Below are 23132 nucleotides of genomic sequence, written 5' to 3'. Positions count from 1 at the left end.
ATGGCGGTTGCAAGCGGCAACGGGGTCAAGACGGCGCAGAACGCGGACCAGAGCGAGATCGTGCTTTCGGTCCGTGACGTCACCGTTGCCATCGAAGACAAGCTGATCCTCGACAAGCTTTCGCTCGATATCGAGCGCGGCGAGATCCTGGGCTTCGTCGGCGCCTCGGGCGCCGGCAAGTCGGTGTTGCTGCGCACCATCCTCGGGCTTATGCCGAAGCAATCGGGAACCATCAGGCTGTTCGGCGTCGACGTCGACAAGGCAAGCGAGATCGAGCGCCTGCGCATCGACATGCGGCTCGGCGTCCTGTTCCAGCACGGCGCGCTGTTTTCGGCGCTGACGGTGCTGGAAAACGTGCAGGTGCCGATGCGCGAGTATCTCGACCTGCCGAAGAAGCTGATGGACGAGCTCGCCATGCTCAAGGTCGAGCTGGTCGGGCTGCCGCCGGACGCAGCGCAGAAATTCCCTTCCGAGCTGTCGGGCGGCATGATCAAGCGCGCGGCGTTGGCTCGCGCGCTGGCGCTCGATCCGGACATCGTCTTCCTCGACGAGCCGACCTCGGGCCTCGATCCGATCAGCGCGGCCGAATTCGACGAATTGGTCGTCAAGTTGCGCGATACGATGGATTTGACGGTCTACATGGTCACGCACGACCTCGACACGCTGTTCACCGCCTGCGACCACGTGGCGGTGCTCGGTAAGAAGAGGGTGCTGGTCGAAGGCACGATCGACGACATGCTGAAAAGCGAGGAGCCGTGGGTAAAATCCTATTTCCGCGGAAAACGCGCCCGGCAACTTGATCTTGCGGCTCGCGCATAGCCATAAGTGAGGTAATGGAAACCAGAGCCAACTACGTCATTGTCGGCATTTTCACGCTGGCCGCGATCCTCGCGGCCTTCGCCTTCGTCTACTGGACGGCCGCGATCGGCGAGCGTGGCGAGACGACGCTGTTGCGCGTGCGCATCCCGGGCTCGGCTTCGGGCCTTGGCCGCGGCAGCTTCGTGCTGTTCAACGGCGTCAAGGTGGGCGACGTCAAACGGGTCTATATCGATGTCGACAACCCGACGGTCGCCATCGCCGATACCGAGATCGACCGCATGACGCCGATCACCAAGTCGACGCAGGCCGATATCGGGCTCGCCGGCCTCACCGGCCAGGCCAATATCGAGCTGAAAGGCGCCGATCCCAAGGAAGTGAAGCTGCTCGACCAGGCCGAGAAAGAAGGCAGGGTTCCGGAGATCGTCGCCAATCCGTCGGCCGTGACGAACCTGCTGCAGACGGCGCAGAACATCTTCACCCGTGCCGACAAGGTGCTTTCCGAGCTGGAAGGCTTCACCAAGGATGTTCGCGGACCGCTGACGCAGACAGTCAAGAACGTCGAGACCTTCTCCAACGCGCTGGCCAAGAATTCGGACGGCATCGATAAATTCCTGTCCGCCGTGAGCTCGCTTTCGGAGCAATTGCAAAATGTGTCGGGCCGACTCGACAGCACGCTGAAGGCGGCCGAGGGCCTGCTCAATTCGGTCGACAAGGACCGGATCAAGAGCATCGTCGCCAATGTCGACACGGTCACCGCGAACCTCAAGGAAACCAGCGGGCAGTTGGACGGCGTGCTGAAGAACGTCGATGCCGCGGTGGGGTCGGTCAACGACTTCGCCAAGCAGACGCAAGGGACGCTCGCCAAGGTCAACGGCGTTCTCGATGGGATAGATCCGGCGGATGTCCGTACGGCGCTCGCCAACATCCAGAAGGCAAGCGACAGCGCCAACAAGGCGGCCGCCGACATCGCCAAGGTCACCGACAAGATCGCCAACCGCTCCGACGACATCAACGATACGATCAAGAATGCCCGCCAGCTTGCGCAGCGCCTCAACGACGCGTCCGTGCGCGTCGACGGAATTCTCGAGAAGGTCGACAAGCTTCTCGGGTCCGGTGAAGCCGATAGCGTGATGGCCGATGCTCGGGCGACGCTGAAATCCTTCAAGCAGGTTGCCGATACGCTGAACTCTCGGCTGGGCACCATCGTCGACAATCTGTCGCGCTTCTCCGGCCAGGGGCTGCAGGATGTCGAGGCGCTGGTCCAGGCCAGCCGGCGCTCGATCAGCCGAATCGAGGAAGCGGTGACAGATCTCAGCCGAAACCCGCAGCGCATACTGACGGGCGGCGAGGGGGAGGTCCGTCAGTTTGACGGCAGGGCACGGCGTTGACTTCCGCTGCTGCGAACGCCAAGAACATGGATTGCAGCTGTAAGTTGATCGTCAGATCCGGGGACAGTGGGGATCGCGCGTGAAGTCAGTGAGAGGGTTGAAGTCCGTTGCTGCCGCGACGCTCGTGTTCACGCTTGCAGGCTGCGCGGTACTGGGGGGCAGGCCGGCGCCGCTCGACACGTTCGAGCTTTCCGCGCCTTCGCTCGACATGCGGGGCCACAGCCGCCGCCAGATCCTGATCGCCCAACCCTCGGCGCTGAAGGCGCTGGACAGCCAGAACATCGTGATCAGGCCGTCCGACCAGTCGATCCAGTTCCTCAAGGGCGCGCAATGGGCGGACCGCCTGCCGCTGATCGTGCAGGCAAGGCTCGCCGAGACTTTTCAGCGCTCCGGCAGCTTTGCCGGTGTCGGCAAGCCGGGCGAGGGTTTAGCGATCGACTACCAGATCATCGTCGAGGTGCGGTCCTTCGAAGTCCGGGTCAATGGCGGCGAACATGCCGATGTCGAGCTGTTCGTGCGCATCCTCAACGATCGCAATGGCGAGGTGCGCGCCTCGAAGGACTTCACGGCCAGCGCACCGGTCTCGGGCGGCGGAAATGCCGCTTATGTCGGTGCCCTGGACAACGCGTTCGGCCAAGCGGCGAGGGACATCGTCCGCTGGACGGATTCGGTGATCTGAACGAATGCGCGTGCCTGTGCGGTGCCGCGCAAGCTACAAACACTCGAAGACGTCTGCCTGCAATTTTTCGGATTTCAACAGATGTTGCAGGGTGTAGGTCAGCGATAGCGCATCGTCGAGCGCGTCGTGTGCCCGCAACGGAGCGTGGTCGACGCCATAATAGTCCGCCAGCTTGTTGCTGGGTGTCCTCGCCAAATCTTCGATCGGCATCCCTGCCGCTAGCAGCAGCTTGACTGCATTGTCGAACCGGTTGGCTGGTATGGAAACGGGAATGCCGGCGACATAACAACTGATCGCGACCATGTTCAGCTCGTCCTTGCCCCAGGACCAAAAGCGCGCACCGTCGGAGAACCGGTCGATGTCGGCAAGAGCTTCTGCCAATCCGACTCCCTCGGTCTCCAGGGTTTCTTCAGTGATGCCGGTGAGCTGGGTGAAAAACGGATCAAGCGCGTATCCCCGGCCGAATCGGTCAATCGGTTGCACATAGGCGCGGTGCGTGCCTAATAGGGGAAACTCCCCCTCAAGTCCGAGCTTTACTGCGCCGACCTGGGCTATGACCGGATCGGGATCATGAGCCGCGCACCAAAATCTGCGTTGCGAGCCTTGGAGGCAAAGAAATTCGCAGTCGAAGATTATCGCTGTCTTCAAGGCCTTCCCGCCAATTCGAAGATGGGACCTGCGTCAAACTGGAAGTGGATTCTAAAATGAAGAAGCGGAGCAATGGCCCCGCTTCAGTGTCTGATATGTGCCCCGCTCAGTGCAGGCGGCCGCTGGCGTGGGCCAGCATCGTGTAGACCTTGCCGGTGTCCGACGTGAGATAGGTTTGCGCCATGATGTTGTCGCGGTCGTTGCGCGACACATCCTTGAGCAGCTTCTCGAAATCGTCGCAGTAGCGGTCGACGGCGGCGCGGAACTCGGCCTCGGCCTGATACTTGCGGCGGATCTCGTCGAAGGTCTGCTGGCCCTTCAGCGTGTAGAGCCGGCGCGTGAACACGTCGCGCTCGCCGCGGCGGTAGCGGTTCCACAGCTCGATCGAGGCGTCATGGTCGATGGCGCGGGCGATGTCGACGGACAGCGAATTGAGCGATTCCATGACATGCAGCGGCGAACGCTGGGCAGGGGTCGCGCGCGGTGCTTCCGCGGGCGTCGCCGGCTTCAGCTCTTCCTCGCGCGAGGCGTTGGTCAGGAGATCGCGCACCCAGCCGCCCTGCTGCGTGCGGCCGTTCGGATCGCGGCGCGGCGCTTCCGCCGGGCGCTCGAGATCGAGGGTGCCGCGCAGCGTCGTCTCGCCGAGCGGTGCCTGCGGCGCCGGGCGCTCCGGCTGAGGCTGCTGCGGCGCCGGCGGGCGGCGCAGCGGCTGCTCGGCGGGGCGGGCGGGCGACTGCGGCGCGGGGCGCAGGGCGCGCGGCTCACCGGTCTCGCTGCTGCCGCTGCGGCCGGATTTCGCAACGATATCCGACAGTTCCTTGAGCGCGTTAATCTGCTCGGCGACGGCGCGGCGGATGGCCGAGGTCGATTCCTTGGCCTCCTCCGGCATCTCGATGACGCCCTTCTTGAGCTCGGCGCGGGTGAGGTCCAGCTCGCTCTTGATGGAACCTGCGGTGCGCCGCATCTCCTCGGTCGCGTCGGCGAAGCGGCGCGTCGCCGAATCGACGACCTCGGCGATGGCGGTGCGAATCTTCTCCGCCGATTCCATCGTCCGGCCCTCGGCATTCTGCATCGTCTGGCCCACAAGAGTCTCGAAGGAGCGCATGACTTTCTCGAGGTCTTCCGACTTCTTGACCAGACCGACGGCGAGGTCTTCCAGCGACGACTGCCGCTCCAGCGTGTGCTCGAGATTGCTCTGCGCGGAGCTCAGCAGGTCCGAGGCGCTCGACAGCAGGCGGCTGTGCTCGTCGAACTTGGTCGCGATCGAGGCGACCTCGCGCAACGTCGCCGACGACAGATCGGTGAGCCGCGTCGTGTTGGAATCAACGAGGCGCGCCGAGCTGGCAAAGGTCTGGGCCGCCTTCTCGGTGGTCGCCGCGAAGCTCTGCGTGCTGCCGCTCAGGCGCTCCTCGACCTGGCCGAGATTGACGGCCGCCTGGTCGATCAGCTGACTGAGCTGCGCGCTGGAGGTGGTCATGCGGCCGATAAGGTCGGCAACGCTGTCGGCCAGCGTCGAGCGAGCGCTCTCGACCGCCGAGAGCGTCTCCGCGGTACGGTTGGCGAGCGCATTGACGAGGGCCGCGTTTTCGCTGCGCAGCTTCTCGGTCGCCCGTTCGGTGACCTCTTCCATGCTCTTTTGCAGCTCGGAGCCGCCCTGGGCGAAGCGCTCGACCAGGGGACGCGCCGTCTCGTCGAGAATCTTCGACATTTCGGCGGAGCGCGCCGCAAGCATGGTGTTGAGCTCGCGGGTGTTGGCGCCGATGGTCTTTGCCGCCTCGTTGGTGCTCTGGCCGATATGCTGGCCGACCGCGGTGAAGGTTTCGGCAATGACGTTGGCGCGCGAGATGAGCTGCGCCTCGGCGCTGGAGACCTGCTCGTTGAGCTTCTGACCCATCGTTTCGGCGCCGTAGGCGAGCCGGTTCTCGACGCTCGCCACCTGCTCCTCGACACGGGCCGCCGCCGTAGCGGCGCTCGAGGCCAGGCGTTCGTCGGCACCGGCAAGTGCCTGCTCGATCTCGCGGGCGTGGACGGCGAGTTCCTGGCCGGTCTGGCGGGCACGGTCGGCGACGCGCTGCTCGGTGGCGGCGAATGCGCCGACAATGGTGTCGGCATGTTCGCCGATGGTCGAGGTGCTGCTGGCGATGCGCGACACCAAACGGTTGTCGGCGTCGTCGAAGATGCGGGCAATTTCAGACGCCCGCGACGACAGCGCCTCCGAACCTTCGGCAATGCGCGAGATCAGATGCTGGTCGGCGGCGTCGAAGATGCGGCCGAGATCCGAAGCGCGGGCGGCCAGCGCTTCGGCCGATTCGGTGATGCGCATGCTGAGGCGCTCGTCCGCGCCCTCGAAGTTGCGCAGGATGTCGCCGGCGCGGGCTGCGAGCGACTGCGCCGTTTCGACCGCGCGGGCGACCAGTTTCTGGTCGGCGGCGTCGAAGGTGCCGGCGATCTCGCCGGCGCGGGCGGCGAGCTTGTCGGCGGTTTCCTCGGCACGGGCCATGAGCGCGTTGGACGCGTCATCGGCGCGGGCCATCAGCATACTCGAGGTGTCCTGCGCGCGCTCGTGCAGGCGGCGGTCGGCCTGCTCGAAGGCGTTGGCAATCTCTTCGGCCCTGGCGAGCAGCGCAGCCGAAGTCTGTTCGGCGCGTTCGGCGATCTTGCGATCGGCGTCGCTGAAGGCAGCGCCCGCCTGCTCGTGCAGCGTGCTGGTGATTTCCATCACCTTGTCGCGCAGCGCGCCGGCAACGAAGACTGCGGTCTTTTCGAGGACGCCGCGGACATTGTCGACGCCGGCCGAAAGCGCACGCTCCATGGTGCCGGCGCGTTCTTCGATGACGCCGGTCTGGCGGCTGAAGGCCTGCTCGATCTTCTCGACATCGGCAGCGATCGCCGCCGAGATGTCGCTGCTCTTGGCCGCGATCTGGTCGATATGGCCGGACACCGAACGGTCGACGTCCTTGCGCGCTTCGGCGAGCTTGACGAGGTCATCTTCCAGCGCGCGGGCCAGCATGTCGCGGCCTTCGGACAGCTTGCCGATGTGACCGGCGATGACGCCGTCGATCTCCGAGCGGCTTTCCGCCAGCTTCTGCAGATCGGATTCAAGCGCTCGCTTGAGGATGTCGCGACCTTCGGCGAGCTTTTCCACCTGGCCGGAGACCAGCCCGTCGATGCCGGCGCGGCTCTCGGCGAGCTTGGCCAGGTCGGCCTCGAGGGCGCGCGTGAGGACATCGCGGCCTTCCGCGAGCTTGTCCACCTGGGCGGCAACGAGGCCGTCGATCGAGGCGCGGCTTTCGGCGAGCTTGGCGAGGTCCGCTTCGAGCGCACGCTTGAGGATATCGCGGCCTTCGGCCAGCTTCTCCACCTGGCCAGCGACCAGACCATCGATCGAGGACCGGCTTTCGGCCAGCTTGGCGAGATCGTCCTCCAAGGCCTTGGACAGGGTCGAGCGGTCCTGGACCAGCCTGTCGGCGTGGGTCTGCATGAGGCCGCTGGCATTGGCCATGTCGGCATCCAGAACGCGCGACAGCTCGGCGCGATGGTCGGCGATCTTCTGCGAATGATCGACGATGGCGCTCTGGATGGTGTTGAGGTCCGCTTCCAGCGCGCGTTTGAGGATATCGCGGCCCTCGGCAAGCTTCTCGACCTGGCCGGCCACCAAGCCATCGATGCTGGAACGGCTCTCGGCCAGCTTGGCCAGATCGTCCTCGAGCGACTTCGACAGCACGGCGCGGTCCTGGACGAGCCTGTTCTGGTGATCGGAGATTGCGCCGCCGACGGTCTGCAGGTCGGCCTCCAGGGCCTGCGACAGCTGAGCGCGTTCCTCCTGCACCTTCTCGGAGTGTCCCGCAATGGCACCCCTGATGGTGTTGATGTCGGCTTCCAGGGCGCGCTTCAAGATATCGCGGCCTTCGGCGAGCTTCTCGACCTGGCCGGCGACCAGGCCGTCGATCGAGGCGCGGCTCTCGGCCAACTTGGCGAGATCGGATTCGAGCGTCTGGGACAGCAGGCTGCGGTCCTCGACAAGCCTGCCGGCGTGGCTGTCGATCAGGCTTCGGATTCCGCTCAGGTCTCCCTCCAGCGCGCGGCTGAGTTCACCCCTGTCCTCCGCGAGCTTGGCCGAATGGGTCTCGATCAGGTCCCTTATCCCGGCGATGTCGGTCTCCAGCGCCTTGGCGAGCACGGCGCGGCCCTCGGCGATCTTCTCGACCTGGCCGGCGACCAGGCCGTCGATCGAGGCGCGGCTGTCCGCCAGTTTGCCGAGATCGGCCTCCAGCGCGCGCGCCAGAATGTTGCGGCCCTCGGCCAGCTTGCCGACATGTCCAGCGACCATTTCGTCAATTATGGTGCGGGCTTGCACGAGTTTGCCGGAGTCTTCGTTCAGCGCCTGGGAGAGGCGGTTGCGACTCTCTTGGAGCTGCTCGAGATGGGCGCCGAGCGAGGCGTCGATGGCCGCGTGGGACTCGTTGACCTTACGCAGGTCCTCTTCCAGCGCGCGAGAGATAAGGCTGCGGCCCTCGGCCAGTTTTTGGACCTGACTGGCCACGGCCTCATCGATGCCGGCGCGACTCTCGGCGAATTTCGCGAGGTCCTCCTGCATGGCGGCGGCCATACGGTTGCTGCTGTCGGAGAGCTTCCGGCTGTGGTCTTCGATGGCTTCGTCGATGCCGGCGCGAGCATCGGCGAGGCGCTGGATGTCGGAGTCGAAGGCGCGCGACACGACATGGCGGGCCGCCTCCATGCGTCCGGCGAAATCCGTGGCGCGGGCTTCGAGCATGGAAGAGGTCGACGAGATGATGTCGGCCATGTCGGCACCGATCTGGGTCTTGCCCTGATCGATCATCGACGACAGCTGGTCCTTGCTCTCGGCGAAGGTGTTGGCGATCTCGCGCGCACGTTCGACCAGAGTTTCGTTGATCTGGCGGGCACGCGCTTCGAGCGCGGCATTGAGCTTCTGGGTGCCGGTGTCGAGTGCTTCGGCGCGGGTCTGGAACTCGCTGATCAGCGCCTGGCCGCGCTCGGCCAGCGTCCGCTCGATGCCGCTGAGGCTTGCTTCGAACTCGGAGTTCAGCGTGCGGGCGGCGCCGCCGAGCAGCGAAACCATGCCGTTGGTGCGATCGTCAAGAAGATCGGTCAGCGAACGGGTAAGGCCGTCCGTGGTGTCGGTCAGCTTGGCGATGCGGGTGTCGAGCAGGCTGGCGAAGGCCTCGCCCGAGGTCGACAGGCGGTCAGTGATCGTGTCGAGCCGGGTTTCCACCGAATCGAAGATCGACAGCGAGCTCTCGTTGATGCGATCGATCAGCGTGTCGCCCGAATTGTTGATCGTCATCGACAGCTTGGTCGAGGCATTGAGGATCGAATCGCGGATGATATCGCTGGCGGCACCGATCTCGTCGCGCAGCGTCTCGTGCGCGCCGTGGATCGAAGCGCGCACGCGCTCGGCATGGCTAACGACAGCTTCGCGCTCGCTGCCGAGCCCGTCGACCAGCGAGCGGATACGCGCTTCGTTCTCGGAATAGGAGCGCTCGATCTGGTTGACTTCGCTGTGGACGAGGGTTTCGAGCTCGACGGCGCGGGCCAAAGTGCGTTCGATGCCTTCACCCATGGCGGCGACCTCGCGGCGAACGGCCTGACCGATCATCATGACGCGGTCTTGGGCAAGGTTTTCCGGCTCGGCGAGGCGGAAGGCCACTTCGGTCATGGATTGCGCGGCGATGCGCATTTCCTGCGCGCGCCGGATCATGGCGGCGAAGGCCCAGAACAGGATGACTGGGATGATCGCCGCGACCGCCAGGCCGATCAGCTCGGGGCGGGCGAAGAACTGGTCGAGAGTGCGGATCTGCCAGATGCTCGGCCCGAACAGCAGGTTGGCGAGGCCGCCGGCGCCCGCGATCCAGGCGAGTGAAATGAACGCGATCACCCAGTAAACGGTGCTCGAAGCGCGCCGGTTGAGGCCATGCAGAAGCGTCCGGTAATCCTTTTGGCGATCGTCATTGGCCGGCGTGAAACCGGCAGGAGCCGGCGTAAAACCGTTCGGTTGCGAGGCGCGCGATTCGAGCGGGCGCAGTTCCGCCGGCTTCGGCTGGGGCGCCGCCTTCGCGGCCTGAGGCTCATTTGCCGGCTCGATTCTATGGCTGCGGCCTTCGCGCGCCAGTTCATCCGCGGCCGCCGAAATCTGGGCCTCGAGATCTTCCATCGACGCCGCCATGTCGAGCCCGCCTTCGTCGCCGTTCAGGTCAAGGTCAAGCGCCTTTTCCAGTTCCGCGGCCACGTCGCTCTCGAGAGATTTGGTCGTCGTCGGTTTCTTAGCCATGCCTTCGCTACCCTGTACTAGCTGCCGCGGGACTTATGATTTTGGCCTGATTCTGGCTTGTCTGGTCCCAGACAGGAGGCTGAAAATGGACGTTCGTATCGTAATGACACACACGGGTAAAGAAAACATGCATTCCCGGCGATACGTAAAACTTTAAATATAAGGTTAACGAGAGCGTGATTTGGCTGCCTCCGTGACAACATTTTTCCCCGGCAATCGTTAACCCGTTGGCGACGGGAATCCGCCTATTTTCGGGCCGCCGGCCGCCCTTTCTTGGAGTAGCAGTGCGTATGCGTGGCGAGATTGGTATTGCGTTTTCCATGCCCGGCGGGGACGTGTCGGGGACGGCAGGTTCGCGACCTGTGGATATGGCCCACCTTGCGCGGCAGACGATGGATGATCGCGCGCTCGAACAGGAGGTGCTGGCGCTGTTCGTGCAGCAGGCGCTTTCGGTGCGCGACAAGATCGTCGATGCCGATGCCAAGGAACGGGTGCTCCTTGCACACGGCCTGAAAGGCTCGGCCCGCGGCATCGGCGCCTTTGCCGTCGCCGAATGCGCTGCAGCCATTGAAAAGCAGCCTGAGGATGGTCGCATCCTGAGGAAGCTGGGCGTGCTGATCGATGAAGTGCGGGACTTCATCGCCGCCATCAGCCGGTAGTCCTCCAGGGAGCACATCCAGAAAAAACGTCATGCGGTGGCGCTTTCGCGCCGCAGTTGACTTGTCCGGCGGAGTGATTATCTCGGCTGCGACTCCTCAGGTGACAAATGGCCAAGCTGACTTACATCGCCAATGACGGTACTCAATTCGACGTGGAGGCCGAGAACGGCTCGACCGTCATGGAAAACGCGATCCGCAACGCGGTGCCCGGCATCGAGGCCGAATGCGGCGGCGCCTGCGCCTGCGCGACCTGTCATGTCTATGTCGACGAGGCCTGGACGGGTGAGGTCGGCGAGCCGGATGCGATGGAGGAGGACATGCTGGACTTCGCCTACGACGTCCGGCCCAACTCGCGCCTGTCCTGCCAGATCAAGGTGCGCGACGCGCTCGACGGGCTGGTCGTGCGCGTTCCCGAACGGCAGGGCTGAACCAAGTCTCCATTTCCAATTTTGCCGTAGCTGCTTGGCAGCGGGCCAATGCTCATGCACTGTCGCCAGCATTCCCAAAATGGGGCGGAGCTGATGACGGACACGATCAAGACGGACGTACTCATTGTCGGGGCAGGGCCGGTCGGCCTATTCGCCGTGTTCGAACTCGGGCTCTTCGACATGAAGTGCCATCTCATCGACATCCTCGACCGTCCCGGCGGGCAATGCGCCGAACTCTATCCGGAAAAGCCGATCTACGACATTCCCGGCTGGCCGATGATCACTGCGCAGGGTCTGGTCGACAAGCTGCTCGAACAGATCCATCCCTTCAAGCCGGACTTCACTTTCAACCGGATGGTCTCAAGCCTCGAAAAGCTCGAGGACGGCAGCTTCCGCGTCACCACGGACGAGGCTGAGGTGTTCGAAGCCAAGGTGGTGGTGATCGCCGCCGGCGGCGGCTCATTCCAGCCCAAGCGACCGCCCATCCCGGGCATCGAGAGCTACGAAGGCAAGAGCGTGTTCTATTCGGTCCGGCGCATGGAAGATTTCCGCGGCCACGATCTCGTCATCGTCGGAGGCGGCGATTCGGCGCTCGACTGGACGCTCAACCTGCAGCCGATCGCCAAAAGCGTGACACTTGTCCACCGGCGTCCGGAATTCCGGGCTGCGCCCGACAGCGTCAACAAGATGTACGCCATGCAGGAGATGAAAGAGCTGGAATTCCTGGTCGGTCAGGTGAGCGGGCTCGCAGGCGCCGACGGCCAGCTCTCGTCCGCCACCATCAAGGGTGGCCCGGATGGCGACATCGAGGTGCCATGTACGCGCATGCTGCCGTTCTTCGGCCTCACCATGAAACTCGGGCCGATCGCCGAATGGGGGCTGAACCTGCATGAGAACCTCATCCCGGTCGACACCGAGAAATTCCAGACGTCGGTTCCCGGCATCTTCGCCATCGGCGACATCAACTGGTATCCGGGCAAGCTGAAGCTGATCCTCTCAGGTTTCCATGAGGTCGCCCTGATGGCGCAGGCCGCAAAACGCATCGTCAGCCCGGGCGAGCGCATCGTCTTCCAGTACACGACCTCGTCGACCAGCCTGCAAAAGAAGCTCGGCGTCCACGATTGACGTGATCATTCGGCGAGCACGGGCGCTGCGTGCTCGTCCTTGCCGCGCAGCGGCTTTTCCGGCATCAGCGCCAGCGCGATCAATGCAAGAACAAGAGTGATGCCGGCGGTGAGGAAGATCATCACGAACGGCATTGCCGATGTCAGCTCGATATGCGTCTGCGAGCCCTCGGCGGCGAGCGGCAGGCCGTAGCCGAGCGCGACGGCGCCGAGCAGGGCGACGCCAAGCGCGCCGCCCAGTGTGCGCAGGAAGGTCAGGACGCCAGTCGCGACACCGAGATGGGCGCGATCGACCGCATTCTGTACCGAGACGGTGCTGACCGGGAAGGTCGTGCCACTGCCGAGGCCAATGAGGGTCGTCAGGATTTCGACTTCGAGCAGCGACGCGTGTGTCGCAATGGCACTCAGCACCCCGATGCATGCGATCGCCAAACTGACGCCGACCATGGCAATGCGCTTGTAGTGGACGAAGCGCGGGATCATGCGGCCGCTGAAAGTGGCACCGGCAACGGTGCCGAGCAGGAGACCCAGCATGGCGATGCCGGATTCACTGACCGAGAGCCCGACGACCGATTGCAGATAGACCGGCAGGTAAACCGACGCCCCGATATTTGCCGCCTGCAGCAGGAACATCGACAACGTGCCGGCGAGCACGATCCGGTTGCTCAGCACCTCGAGCGAGATCAAAGGCTCACTGGCCCTCAGCAGCCGCAGCGCGAACAATGCCCAGAACACGGCCGAGCAGGCCACCAGCCCAAGGATTTCCGGCGAGAACCACGGATAGGTGCTGCCACCCCAGTTGAGCGCCAGAAGCAGCAGCGCCGTGGCGATCACCAAGAGCACTGCGCCCAGCCCGTCGATGCGGTGATGTTTGGCCGCGATCGGCAACTTCTTCAGCGGATTGTTGATGATGGCCATCGCCAGGAAGCCGATCGGCAGGTTGATCCAGAAGATCAACGACCAGTGGAGATGCTCTGCGAAGACACCGCCAAGCAGCGGGCCGGCGATGCTGGCGACCGCCCAGGTGCCGGAGATCCAGGCGGCGTAGCGGGCCCGCTCGCGTGGCGGCACCAGATCGCCGATGACGGTTTGCGTCAGCGCAAAAAGGCCGCCGCCGCCGGCCCCCTGGATCGCCCGGCCGATGACCAGCACCAGCATGTTGGGGGCCAGGGCGCTGACCAGCGATCCCAAAAGAAAGATCAGGATGGCGGCGTAGATGACCGGCCGGCGACCGTAGACGTCGGAAATCTTGCCGTAGAGCGGCGCCATCGCGGTGGCCGTCAGCAGATAGGCGGTCACGATCCAGGGCAGGTATTCGGCATGGCCGAGCGCGCGCGCGATGGTCGGCAAGGCAGGCGACACAATGGTCTGGTCAAGCGCCGCCAGAAGCATCGACAAGAGCACGCCGCCGATGATGGCGTTTTTCTCGCTCTCGCTTATCGACGGCGAGGCCGTTGTCCTCATCGTCGTGCGATTGTCGACGGTCTGGTCCATGCGTCACTCTTTCAAGGTCGGTGCGCCGTCGGCAAGAAGCAGCCGGTGCGGGGCGTCCTGCGCCCGTCATTCGTATCTCGGTTTCCAAAGTCCGCCGGACGGCAAACCCGATATATGTCGGTCGATATAGGCCGTTTTCGACCGATGCTCGAAAGTTTTCTGGAATCTGGCACCATTGTTTCGGCGGTGTTGGCTTTCGCCGGCACCACCGGTCAATGGTCAAGCCGGCGGCAACCGCCCGCTTTGGGTGCGCTGCATCCGGTAGCGCAGGAGCCGGATGATTCGGCTCTCGAAATTGACGCTTTCGACGCGGTCGAACTGCACCTGGGCGCGATCGTGCTTGGCGAGGATGGCGGCCGAGATCTGGGCGGCCTGGGCCTTCGCTGCTTCGCAGGTCCTTTGCGGATAAGTCGCCTTCAGCGCGTCCTCGAGTTCGCGCGCGTGATTCTTGGCGATCTCGACATGGCGCTCTTCGTGGCGCTTGATGTCGGCCGACAGCGTATCCCAGAACAGCCTGACCTGCGGATCCGCCTTGCGCGGGCGCCGCCATTCCGGGAGGATCACCTTGACCTTCACGGTCACCTGCGCGTTCGCGATCCGGCAGGAATTCGCGGTCTGCGCATAGCTGACGCGGGTGGTGAAGGCCATCTGCGTTGCGCCCGGATGCCGGGAGCCGGTGCTCTTCACTTCCGGTCCGTTTTTCGTCAACTGTTTTTCGATGTCGTCCAGCGTGCGGCCGCCGACGCTGAAATAGCTGTAGGTCTTCACCAGATTCGCCGCGGCGGCCGGCGTGGCGGCCAGCGTGAGCATCAGGGCGCAGAGCAGGGAACGGTTCATCATGTTGCCTCTTCACGCACCTTGCTTTACGGCCGTTGCCGGCGCAACGAAATTGATTTCGCGCGGATCACGCATGGTTGATGGACAATGACGACAAGGCGGTGGCAGCTCGCGCATGGACGCCATCTCGACCTCGGCCCCAAGTCGGTCGTGGTCGGCATCCTCAATGTCACGCCGGATAGTTTTTCCGACGGGGGATTGTTCATCGCGCCGGAGAAGGCGATAGCCCAGGCGCGCCGCATGGCGGAAGAGGGCGCGGCCATCATCGACATCGGCGGGGAATCGACGCGGCCCGGTTTTGCCCCGATCAGCGCCGAAGAAGAGCAGACGCGGGTGCTGCCGGTCATCGAGGCGCTCGCGGCATCGGGCGAGGCGCTGATTTCGGTCGACACCTATCGCGAGGACACCGCGCGGCGGGCCGTCGCTGCGGGGGCGCATATCGTCAACGATGTCTGGGGACTGCAGCGCGAGCCCGGCATCGCGAGAGTCGCGGCCGAGACCGGCGCCGGCCTCATCATTATGCATACCGGCCGTGAACGCCAGAAGCTGCCGGACGTGATCGAGGACCAGCTTCTGTTCCTCAGCAAATCGCTGGAGATCGCGCGCGCCAGCAATGTTGCCGAGGACCAGATCGTGCTCGACGCCGGTTTCGGCTTTGCCAAGGAAACGACGGAGGAAAATCTCGATCTGATGGCGCGGTTCTCCGAGCTTCAGGCGCTCGGCTTTCCGCTGATGGCGGGAACGTCGCGAAAGCGTTTTATCGGCGGCGTCACCGGGCGCGAGCCCGCTGAGCGCGCTGTCGGCACGGCGGCCACGAGCATCATTCTGCGGCTCAAGGGAGCCGATCTTTTTCGCGTCCACGATGTCGCAATCAACGTGGATGCGCTGGCGATGGCCGATGCTATGCTGGCGCGAGAAAAACTTTCTCCCGGACGCTGACGATGTATGTCATCCGCATGAAGAACTGCGCCTTCTTTGCCCGGCACGGCGTGCTGGACGAGGAGGAGACGCTCGGTCAGCGTTTTTATGTCGACGCCGAACTCATCGTCGAGCCCAGCCGGCCGCTGGAGGACGATTCGATCGAGGATACCGTCAATTACGGCATCGCCTTCGCGGTCATCGAGAAGATCGTCACCGGGCACCGGCGTTTCCTGATCGAGGCGCTGGCGCTGGAAGTGGCGAAAGCGCTGGCGGCGCGCTTTCCACAGATCAGGAAAGCGGAAATTACCGTGCGCAAGCCGAACGCCCCGGTTCCGGGCGTGCTCGATCATGTCGAGGTGACAGTTGTCTGGCCTCAATAGCGCCGTCTACCTTAGCCTCGGCGGCAATCTCGGCGATCCGGCGAAATCCATGGCCGCGGCGCTGCGCATGCTGGACGGCGACGACAAGACGCGCGTCACCGCTGTTTCCTCACTGTATCGGACGCCGCCGTGGGGCAAGCTCGACCAGCCGGATTTTCTCAATGCCTCCGCCGGGATCGAAACCGCGCGCTCGCCACGCGGCCTGCTCGATCTCTGCCTGGACGTCGAAAGGCGCCTGAAGCGGGTGCGCGAGGAACGTTGGGGGCCGCGCCTGATCGACATCGACATTCTGGTGTTCGGTGACCGGGTGATCCACGAGACGGGCCTTGAGGTTCCCCACCCGCGCATGCTGGAGCGGGCCTTCGTGCTGGCGCCGCTGGCCGAGATCGCGCCCGATCTTGTGGTCGGCAACAAAAGCGTGTCGGAGCGGCTCGGCGCCGTCGATATTTCGGGGATCGAGCGGCTGCCGTCCGGCCGCGAGTGGTGGCTCGGCTGAGCCGTTTGTTTTCAAGCAATTTTCTGGGCGGAAAACCGCTACACTTCTGGAATTGGTCCGGCTATCAGCCGGAGAAACCGCCGCCCTCGAGAAACGTCTTTTCCTCGGGCGTCGTCTCGCGGCCGAGCATTTTGTTTCGATGCGGGAAGCGCCCGAAGCGCTGGATGATCTCCAGGTGCTCCTTGGCGTATTTAATATAATCCGGCGCCCTCGCCGCTGTGAGTTCGAGCGAGCGTTCCTGATCCGCGAGCGACTCCGAATGCTCGAAGGGGAGATAGAGGAAGACACGAAGCGCTTCTTCGAGCTCAAGATCCTGACCGGCGGCGATCGCCAGGTCGGCGAAATGCCTGGCCAGCGGATCGGTCGCGTACATATGTCCGGTGCCGCGGAAGCAGTTGCGCGGAAACTGGTCGAGCAGGATCATCAGCGCCAGCGATCCTTCGGCATGCTCGCTCCAGGCGTCGCATTCGCGCCGGGCGGCGGCGTGGTGCAGCTCGAGGAAGCAGTCGCGGAAACCCGAGTCGAACGCGTCGTTCTTTTCGAACCAGGCGTCCTCGCCGGCATCGCGCCAGAATTTGGTGACGGCAAGCGCCCGCGGGTCGAGTTCTGCCATGCGTTGCTCCTCAGCTCTTCGTCTCTGCCTTGTTCAGCACGCCGGCCGTCTCTTCGTTCAGCGCCCGGCCGGCGCGGCGCGGCTGCGCGAGCGGGGTCGGGATCGGCGTGCCGATATTGCCTTTGAGAAAGCGCTGGCCGGCGCGGATACCTTCGGCGAGCTGTGTCTCGATGCGAGCTGTGTCGCGGCGGCGGACGTCCTCGATGACCTCGGCTACCTCTTCCGGATCGACGCCCAGCGCTTCCAGGGCCGAGCCGCCGAAGACCAGCGCCGATTCAAAGGTCTCGCGTAACTGATAGTCGACGCCTGCGCGGATGAGTTGCAGCGCGGTGCCGCGGTCGAAGGCACGCGCCAGGATAGTGACCAGCGGGAATTCGGCCTTGATCAATTGCGCGATGCGCACGGCCACGTCCGGTTTGTCGACGCAGATCAGCACGGCGCGCGCGCGGCCAGCGCCCGCCGCACGCAGGATGTCGAGCCGCGTGCCGTCGCCGTAATAGACCTTGAAGCCGAAATCGGCCGCCGCCTGGATCATCTCGACCTCATTGTCGATGATCGAGACGTCGAGGCCGCGCAAAAGCAGCGGCTGGCTGGCGATCTGGCCGAAGCGGCCGAAGCCGATGATCAGCACGCTGCCGGTTAGCCCGTCGGCGATGTCGACGCCTTCCAGCGATTGCTCGTCGCGCGGGGTGAGGTAGCGCAGTGCCAAGATAGCCACGGGCGTCAGCACCATGGAGATGATGACGATTGCGGTCAGCGTGGAATTGGCCTGGCCGTCGATGATGCCGACGACGGCGGCCGAGGAATAGAGCACAAAGGCGAATTCGCCGCCCTGCGCCATGAAGACGGCGCGCTCGAGCGCCTCGCGATGGCCGCTCTTGAGCATACGCGCGACCAGATAGATGCCGAGCCCCTTCATGACCATATAGGCGACGACATAAATGGCGACTAGGCGCCAGTTCTGGGCGACGACGCCAAGGTCGAGCGACATGCCGACGGCAAGAAAGAACAGGCCGAGCAGGATGCCGCGAAACGGCTCGATATCGGCTTCGAGCTGGTGGCGGAAGGTCGATTCGGAGAGCAGCACGCCGGCGAGGAACGCACCCATCGCCATCGACAAACCGGAAAGCTGCATGGCTAGCGCCGACCCAAGCACCACCAGCAGGGCGGCGGCCGTCATCACTTCGCGGGCGCGGGCATCGGCCAGGATGCGGAAGAGCGGGTTGAGCAGATAGCGACCGGCCACGACGAGGCCGACGATCGCCGCGATCCCGATCCCCACTTCGGTCAAGCGCTCAGACAGGCTGGTCTCCGCGCCCCCGGGCGCCAGGAACGCCACCAGCGCCAGAAGCGGCACGATCATCAGGTCTTCGAGCAGAAGGATCGAGACGATGCGCTGCCCCTTGGGCGCGGCGATCTCGCCGCGCTCCTCGAGCAGTTGCATGACGATCGCGGTCGAGGTCAGCACGAAGCCGGCGCCGGCGACGAAGGATTGCGCGATCGGAAAGCCTCCGGCCAGGCCGACAAGCGTCAACAGAACGGCGCAGACGCCAACCTGCAGTGCGCCGAGACCAAAGATTTCCCGGCGCAGGCCCCAGAGTCGCGACGGCTGCATTTCCAGGCCGATGATGAACAGGAACATGACGACGCCAAGCTCGGCGACGTGAAGGATGGCTTCCGATTCGGAAAAAATGCGGAGGCCGAACGGCCCGATGACCACACCAGCAGCGAGATAGCCGAGGATGGAGCCCAGCCCGATGCGCTTGAAGATCGGCACGGCGATCACGCCGGCAGCGAGCAGCGCCACTACCTGTACGAGATCGCTGCCCGATGCTTCAGCCGCCATGACTACCGTCCTTTCGTTTCAGCACTCCTTGCATGCAGCGGGAGGGCGAGGCAAGGGCAGGGGGCCTGGCAGGAAGAGCAGGGGTGTCGGCCCGAAAACGAGCGTGTGCCGTCAGGCAAACTCCCGCTGCAGCTTCGTACACAAGTTTACGCAGCCCGGTCGTTGCGCGCCGCCACAATCAAAGGTTAAGGCCGGTAGGCTTTGGCTATGGAGCTTCAGCCATTGGAGGGCAGCGGCGATGGGCCGCTGCCTTTTTTTGAGGAGATGACTGACATGACATGAAGAAGTTTTTGCTCGTTGCCGTTGGCGTTGCGGCGCCGGCCGTTTCGGCCTGTTCGAAGGGACCGGAGTGCACACAGGAGATCGCCGCCAAGAAGGCGCAGGACATGGCTGCCGCGCTTCAGGAAGCAATCACCAAGGATCCGAGCAAGGCGGCTGATCTGACGGCCAAGGTGCAGGCCGTGACGACGAAATATCAGAATGCCACGACGCTGGACGAAGCCTGCAAGGCATATGACGAAGTGACTGCCGCCATCAAGGGTTGAGCCATGTCAAAACGAAAGAAGGCGGTGGCCATTGGCTGCCGCCTTTTGTCTTCCTCGATCGCCTTTGCTCAGTTCTTCGCGATCGAGCCGACTTCGACCGTGTCGACCCGCTTTAGGCTCATGCCGATGACCGGCACCAGCTGCTTGTCGACGCGCACGGCGACCGTCACGGTCATCGAATTGTCGTCGGGAACGCGCGCCTGCATGACGCCGTTCAACTGATTGCGGTTAATGGTGAAGACGACCTTTTGGGGATCGACGACATTGCCGCCGACAATGTCCATGCCGTTGCCGGTCGAGCCGCCCATGAAAGTGCCTTTGTAACCATCCCGGCCCCGGCGTTCGACCGTCGCCGACATCTTCTGGGTGAAGACGCCGACCCGGCAGTCGCCGTCTAGCGTCATGCCGACCTTGCCGTCCGGCGTGGAACCGTTGAAATTGCAGGTGAATTTCGTGCCCTTGTATTTGCCGGCGATGATTTCGCCAGGGCCGACCCATTTGCCTTCGACCGAGCGGAAAAACTGCTTGTCAGCCTCTGCTCCAAAGGCCCTTTCGACGAGGCCGAGCGGTACGGCGGCCGCAACCGTTGCGGTCATGACGCAGGACAAGATTACGCTTCTCATTGACAACACCCGGCACGAACGAGTCTGCTGTTGGAACCAGAGTGACCATGAAGAAGATTGGTTAATGCTTCGTCACTGGCGACCGTTTCTGCATTTACCTTACTGCTCGCTTCGGCCATCCTTTCGCGTCGCGAACGAGGTCAATGCCGAGAGGAAATCGCCTAGCCCCGGTCGCTTTACCGCAATGAACGGCAGCGGGCGCGTCGTTTCCATCGCCGCGATGCCAATGCGCGCCGTCATCATGCCGTTGACGACGCCTTCACCAAGCTTTGCCGAGAGCTTCGCGGCAAGGCCGTGGCCGACGATCTGCTGCACGAAACTGTCGCCGACGGCGATCGAGCCGGTCACCGCGAGATGGGCAAGCACACCGCGCGCCAGGCGGAAGAAGCCCAGCGTGCCGGGACGGCCGCCATAAAGTTCCGACAGGCGCCGGATCAACCTGCCGGCTTCGAACACGACATAGGCGACGTCGACCAACGCGCGCGGGCTGACCGCCGTCACCAGCGAGACGCGCTTCGCGGCCTCCAGGATCATCATCTTGGCGCGGGCATCGAGCGGCGACAGAATCTCGGTCTCGGCGAGCCGCACCAGATTGGCGCCATCGATGATCTCGCCTCGCAATTCGGCGAGCGAGCGGCGGCCGGCCGCGGTCTCCGGTTTTGCCGCGACGAAGGCGGAAAGCTCGTCGACCAGAGCGCGCGCGGCCTTGGGGTCGTCGCGCGCCACCGCATCCACGGCCCGTCGCTGTAGTTTCTCGACCTCAGCGAGGCGTGCGATGGCGAGGAACTCGCGGATCAGGACGATCAGCAGCGACAAAAGCGCGATGGCCGCCATGCCGGCCGCCAGCCAGCCCAGCCATTCGGCGCGCGCGAAAAGATCACGGATGAGCTGATCCGTCCACAGGCCCACCGCGAGCGAGACAAGCACGCCGAAAGCTCCGAAAAACAGGCGTGCCAGCAGCGAGCGCCTCCTTGGAGCGGTCGCCGGTGGCGGCGGGGCCTGCTCGATATCCGGCTGGTCGAAAACGTCGATCTCCGAGGGAATGACCACGGCGACATCGGCCCTGGCGGCGCGTGGCCTGCGCACGGGCTGTTCGGCGCCACGCTTCTGCGGCGCCTCGTGCCTTGGCGCGGGCTCGGGCTCGATGCGGAAGGCCGCCGGTTTGCGGGGCGGATTCATGCCAAACGATCTCCGATCAGGAACTGAAGCGCGCGGTCGAGGCGAATATGCGGCAAAGACAGCGTGACGCCTTCGGCCGTCCGCTCGAGCTTCGGCGGACGAAAGCGCACGAAACGGATCGCATTGTTTTCCGCCTGCTGCCCGGAAACGTCGAACACGGGATCGACCTTTTCCGGCAAGTCACCGGGAAATATGGCTGTTTCGGCTTTGCCGTCGAATGTCTCGCCGTTGATCTTCTCGCCTTTCAAGGGCGTGCCGATGATCACCGGCAATGTCTCGCGGCCTTGCTTCACGGTGCCCTCGCGGGTCGAGCGCACCGCCGCCATGGCGACCACATCGACATCGGCGCCGCTGAAATTGGCCCGCGCCACCGCCCGGTCGGCCAGGCGGCGCACGATCGCCTGCAGCCGGTCATGGCTTTCGTGGTGCAACTGGTCGGCTTTGGTCGCCGCCACCAGGATGCGGTCGATGCGCCTCGAAAACAGGTCGGTGACGAAATTGCCCCGCCCGGGTCGGAAGCAGGAGAGGATTTCGGTGACGGCCCGTTCGAGGTCGGCCATGGCGGCCGGGCCGGCGTTGAGCGCCTGCATGGCGTCTATCAGCACGATCTGGCGGTCGAGACGGGTGATGTGCTCGCGAAAGAACGGTTTTACGACATGCGTCTTGTAGGCCTCGTAGCGGCGCTCCATCATCGCCTGCAGCGATCCGGGGCGGCGCCGTTCGGACAATTTCATCAGCGGCGCGAAGGTCAGCGCCGGCGAGCCTTCGAGATCGCCCGGCATCAGGAAACGACCCGGCGGCAGCGTCGACAGCGCACGTTCGTCGAGCTTGCAAGCCTTGAGATAGGCGGCGAAGCTTTCGGCGAGACGGCGCGCCGTCATCTCGTCCGCGTCGGCGTCCGGATCGACCGAGGAGGCCAGCTCCTGCCACGCCTGTGACAGGTCGGAGCGGACCGGCAGGGCGGCCAGCTCCACCGCCTCGCGCGAAAAATCGGCGAAAGATTTACCGAGCAGCGGCAGGTCAAGCAGCCATTCGCCGGGATAATCGACGATGTCGATCGACAGCTTTCCGGCCGAAAACAGCCGGTTCCAGCCGGAGGCCGACTCGTATTCGATGGTCAGCCTCAGCTCTGAAATGGCGCGCGTCGAATCCGGCCAGACACGGTCGTCGACCAGGGCCGCGACATGGTCCTCGTACTGGAAGCGCGGGACGGCGTCGTCCGGCTGCTCCTCGAGCAAGGCGCGGGCGATGCGGCCCGATTTTTGCGCTTCGAACAGCGGCAGCCGCCCGCCATGGATAAGGTTATGGACGAGAGCGGAAATGAACACCGTCTTGCCGGCGCGGGAGAGGCCGGTGACGCCCAGTCGCAGGGATGGGGAGAAGAGCCCGGCGGCCCGGCCCGACAACGTGTCGAGCGCAATCCTCGCCTCGTCGGTGAAAGTGGTCAGCGATGATGCCAAATCTGCCTCTGGGTCGCCCGTCAGGGCCGATATAGGCCTTGGGCAAGGCGTTTGAAATGGTGTCAGAGATCGGCGGGACTGAGAAAGGCCTCGAGATAACCACGGCCTTGGCCTGCTTCACCGAGATTGCCGGGAAAACGCACGACGGCGAGTCCGGAAGTGGGAAAGCCGTGGTTGAGCATGCCTCGCGCGGTCTCATCGCCGTCGCCCGACACCGCCATGGCCAGGTCCTCGGTCATCGGATTGTGGCCGATCACCAGCAATGAGCCGGCCCCGCTGTTCTTACGAATGATTTCGAGATAACCGGCGGCATCTTCGCTGTAGAGTGTGTCGAAGAACAGCACCCGGCCGGTGTCGGTGCGGCCCGCAAGGCCTTCCAGGGTCTGCCGTGCTCGCTTGGCGTTGGAGCAGAGCGTGACATCCGGCACGTAGTCCCGGGCCCGCATGGCGTCACCCATCGCCTCAGCGTCGGCCATGCCCGATTCGTCGAGCGGACGATCGAAGTCACGAACACCGGGCAGCGCCCATCCGGCTTTGGCATGCCTCAACAGATAAAGTCTGCTCAACCGGCTCCCCCTTTATGTTGAATACGCTGAGCGTTTTGGCGATTAGTCACCAGAACGGTGTCGTGCACAATGGCATAGGACGCGCAACCGCGCCGAATCGCTGATGATTTCGATCCC

The 23132-nt window shown here is 64.2% G+C and carries 20 protein-coding genes; 10 read left to right on the top strand and 10 right to left on the bottom strand.

What is annotated here, in order from left to right; all coding sequences use genetic code 11:
- The 3 genes from P9254_RS01665 (at position 1) to P9254_RS01655 (ending at position 2886) form a co-directional block, all read left to right on the top strand.
- A complete protein-coding gene (locus tag P9254_RS01665; RefSeq protein ID WP_127217087.1) occupies positions 1-819 on the top strand; it encodes an ABC transporter ATP-binding protein in 819 nt (272 codons plus the stop codon).
- Positions 820-833: 14 nt separating this feature from the next.
- Positions 834-2207, top strand: a complete 1374-nt coding sequence (locus P9254_RS01660) for an MlaD family protein (protein ID WP_278054064.1) — start codon at positions 834-836, stop codon at positions 2205-2207.
- A 79-nt stretch (positions 2208-2286) separates the two neighbouring features.
- Entirely contained in the window at positions 2287-2886 is a 600-nt protein-coding gene (locus P9254_RS01655; RefSeq protein ID WP_278054065.1) for an ABC-type transport auxiliary lipoprotein family protein, read from the top strand.
- A gap of 33 nt (positions 2887-2919) precedes the next feature.
- Here P9254_RS01655 and P9254_RS01650 read toward each other — a convergent pair whose 3' ends face one another.
- Together P9254_RS01650 and P9254_RS01645 are read right to left on the bottom strand one after the other, a co-directional pair.
- Complete coding sequence (locus tag P9254_RS01650; RefSeq protein ID WP_067328411.1) at positions 2920-3534, bottom strand: 3'-5' exonuclease; 615 nt, start codon at positions 3532-3534, stop codon at positions 2920-2922.
- 106 nt (positions 3535-3640) lie between these two features.
- Entirely contained in the window at positions 3641-9844 is a 6204-nt protein-coding gene (locus P9254_RS01645) for a kinesin (protein WP_278054067.1), read from the bottom strand.
- 290 nt (positions 9845-10134) lie between these two features.
- Between P9254_RS01645 and P9254_RS01640 the strand changes: the two genes are divergently transcribed.
- From P9254_RS01640 to P9254_RS01630, 3 genes are all read left to right on the top strand, one after another.
- Positions 10135-10503, top strand: coding sequence for an Hpt domain-containing protein (locus tag P9254_RS01640; protein ID WP_066992375.1), 369 nt, complete (start codon positions 10135-10137; stop codon positions 10501-10503).
- A gap of 107 nt (positions 10504-10610) precedes the next feature.
- Complete coding sequence (locus tag P9254_RS01635; RefSeq protein ID WP_278054069.1) at positions 10611-10931, top strand: 2Fe-2S iron-sulfur cluster-binding protein; 321 nt, start codon at positions 10611-10613, stop codon at positions 10929-10931.
- Positions 10932-11024: 93 nt separating this feature from the next.
- Positions 11025-12056 carry an NAD(P)/FAD-dependent oxidoreductase gene (locus P9254_RS01630; RefSeq protein WP_067319714.1) on the top strand — a complete coding sequence of 344 codons (1032 nt, stop codon included), beginning with the start codon at positions 11025-11027 and terminating at the stop codon, positions 12054-12056.
- Positions 12057-12061: 5 nt separating this feature from the next.
- On the opposite strand, the gene P9254_RS01625 is transcribed toward P9254_RS01630, so the two are convergent.
- Complete coding sequence (locus P9254_RS01625; protein ID WP_278054073.1) at positions 12062-13549, bottom strand: MDR family MFS transporter; 1488 nt, start codon at positions 13547-13549, stop codon at positions 12062-12064.
- A gap of 219 nt (positions 13550-13768) precedes the next feature.
- On the bottom strand, positions 13769-14389 hold the full coding sequence (locus P9254_RS01620) for a DUF922 domain-containing Zn-dependent protease (protein WP_067319718.1): 621 nt from the start codon (positions 14387-14389) through the stop codon (positions 13769-13771).
- Positions 14390-14473: 84 nt separating this feature from the next.
- Between P9254_RS01620 and folP the strand changes: the two genes are divergently transcribed.
- From folP to folK, 3 genes are read left to right on the top strand one after another with little or no spacing between them, the layout of a single operon-like run.
- Positions 14474-15325: a dihydropteroate synthase gene (folP, locus tag P9254_RS01615; protein WP_127324935.1), complete on the top strand. Its 852-nt coding sequence runs from the start codon at positions 14474-14476 to the stop codon at positions 15323-15325.
- Between the two features lie 2 nt (positions 15326-15327).
- Positions 15328-15687: a dihydroneopterin aldolase gene (gene folB, locus P9254_RS01610; protein ID WP_127216234.1), complete on the top strand. Its 360-nt coding sequence runs from the start codon at positions 15328-15330 to the stop codon at positions 15685-15687.
- On the top strand, positions 15671-16183 hold the full coding sequence (gene folK, locus P9254_RS01605; protein WP_278054076.1) for a 2-amino-4-hydroxy-6-hydroxymethyldihydropteridine diphosphokinase: 513 nt from the start codon (positions 15671-15673) through the stop codon (positions 16181-16183). The genes folB and folK overlap by 17 nt, the downstream gene beginning before the upstream one ends.
- 64 nt (positions 16184-16247) lie before the next feature.
- Here folK and P9254_RS01600 read toward each other — a convergent pair whose 3' ends face one another.
- Both P9254_RS01600 and P9254_RS01595 read right to left on the bottom strand, forming a co-directional pair.
- Entirely contained in the window at positions 16248-16796 is a 549-nt protein-coding gene (locus P9254_RS01600) for a DUF924 family protein (RefSeq protein ID WP_127324933.1), read from the bottom strand.
- Positions 16797-16806: 10 nt separating this feature from the next.
- A complete protein-coding gene (locus tag P9254_RS01595) occupies positions 16807-18642 on the bottom strand; it encodes a monovalent cation:proton antiporter-2 (CPA2) family protein (protein ID WP_278054079.1) in 1836 nt (611 codons plus the stop codon).
- Positions 18643-18920: 278 nt separating this feature from the next.
- Between P9254_RS01595 and P9254_RS01590 the strand changes: the two genes are divergently transcribed.
- A complete protein-coding gene (locus P9254_RS01590; RefSeq protein WP_278054081.1) occupies positions 18921-19187 on the top strand; it encodes a hypothetical protein in 267 nt (88 codons plus the stop codon).
- Positions 19188-19255: 68 nt separating this feature from the next.
- On the opposite strand, the gene P9254_RS01585 is transcribed toward P9254_RS01590, so the two are convergent.
- The 4 genes from P9254_RS01585 to P9254_RS01570 form a co-directional block, all read right to left on the bottom strand.
- Positions 19256-19810 carry a hypothetical protein gene (locus tag P9254_RS01585; protein WP_066992408.1) on the bottom strand — a complete coding sequence of 185 codons (555 nt, stop codon included), beginning with the start codon at positions 19808-19810 and terminating at the stop codon, positions 19256-19258.
- 99 nt (positions 19811-19909) lie between these two features.
- Positions 19910-20989, bottom strand: coding sequence for a YcjF family protein (locus tag P9254_RS01580; RefSeq protein WP_095825310.1), 1080 nt, complete (start codon positions 20987-20989; stop codon positions 19910-19912).
- Positions 20986-22449: a YcjX family protein gene (locus tag P9254_RS01575; protein ID WP_278054084.1), complete on the bottom strand. Its 1464-nt coding sequence runs from the start codon at positions 22447-22449 to the stop codon at positions 20986-20988. The genes P9254_RS01580 and P9254_RS01575 overlap by 4 nt, the downstream gene beginning before the upstream one ends.
- A gap of 62 nt (positions 22450-22511) precedes the next feature.
- Entirely contained in the window at positions 22512-23015 is a 504-nt protein-coding gene (locus P9254_RS01570; protein WP_066992417.1) for a SixA phosphatase family protein, read from the bottom strand.
- Between the last annotated feature and the right edge of the window lie 117 nt (positions 23016-23132).

Source organism: Mesorhizobium sp. WSM4983 (assembly GCF_029625765.1).
Taxonomy (GTDB): Bacteria; Pseudomonadota; Alphaproteobacteria; order Rhizobiales; family Rhizobiaceae; genus Mesorhizobium.
Note: the sequence above shows the minus strand (reverse complement) of the source record. Positions and strands in the feature narration are given on the sequence as shown.

Bases quoted from the DNA above. Each gene is read 5' to 3' on its own strand.
- P9254_RS01585 (WP_066992408.1), bottom strand. From the start codon at position 19,810: ATGAGAAGCGTAATCTTGTCCTGCGTCATGACCGCAACGGTTGCGGCC.
- P9254_RS01600 (WP_127324933.1), bottom strand. From the start codon at position 16,796: ATGGCAGAACTCGACCCGCGGGCGCTTGCCGTCACCAAATTCTGGCGC.
- P9254_RS01590 (WP_278054081.1), top strand. From the start codon at position 18,921: ATGAAGAAGTTTTTGCTCGTTGCCGTTGGCGTTGCGGCGCCGGCCGTT.
- P9254_RS01645 (WP_278054067.1), bottom strand. From the start codon at position 9,844: ATGGCTAAGAAACCGACGACGACCAAATCTCTCGAGAGCGACGTGGCC.
- folB (WP_127216234.1), top strand. From the start codon at position 15,328: ATGTATGTCATCCGCATGAAGAACTGCGCCTTCTTTGCCCGGCACGGC.
- P9254_RS01640 (WP_066992375.1), top strand. From the start codon at position 10,135: ATGCGTGGCGAGATTGGTATTGCGTTTTCCATGCCCGGCGGGGACGTG.
- P9254_RS01635 (WP_278054069.1), top strand. From the start codon at position 10,611: ATGGCCAAGCTGACTTACATCGCCAATGACGGTACTCAATTCGACGTG.
- P9254_RS01660 (WP_278054064.1), top strand. From the start codon at position 834: ATGGAAACCAGAGCCAACTACGTCATTGTCGGCATTTTCACGCTGGCC.
- P9254_RS01625 (WP_278054073.1), bottom strand. From the start codon at position 13,549: ATGGACCAGACCGTCGACAATCGCACGACGATGAGGACAACGGCCTCG.
- P9254_RS01580 (WP_095825310.1), bottom strand. From the start codon at position 20,989: ATGAATCCGCCCCGCAAACCGGCGGCCTTCCGCATCGAGCCCGAGCCC.
- folP (WP_127324935.1), top strand. From the start codon at position 14,474: ATGACGACAAGGCGGTGGCAGCTCGCGCATGGACGCCATCTCGACCTC.
- P9254_RS01620 (WP_067319718.1), bottom strand. From the start codon at position 14,389: ATGATGAACCGTTCCCTGCTCTGCGCCCTGATGCTCACGCTGGCCGCC.
- P9254_RS01665 (WP_127217087.1), top strand. From the start codon at position 1: ATGGCGGTTGCAAGCGGCAACGGGGTCAAGACGGCGCAGAACGCGGAC.
- P9254_RS01595 (WP_278054079.1), bottom strand. From the start codon at position 18,642: ATGGCGGCTGAAGCATCGGGCAGCGATCTCGTACAGGTAGTGGCGCTG.
- P9254_RS01630 (WP_067319714.1), top strand. From the start codon at position 11,025: ATGACGGACACGATCAAGACGGACGTACTCATTGTCGGGGCAGGGCCG.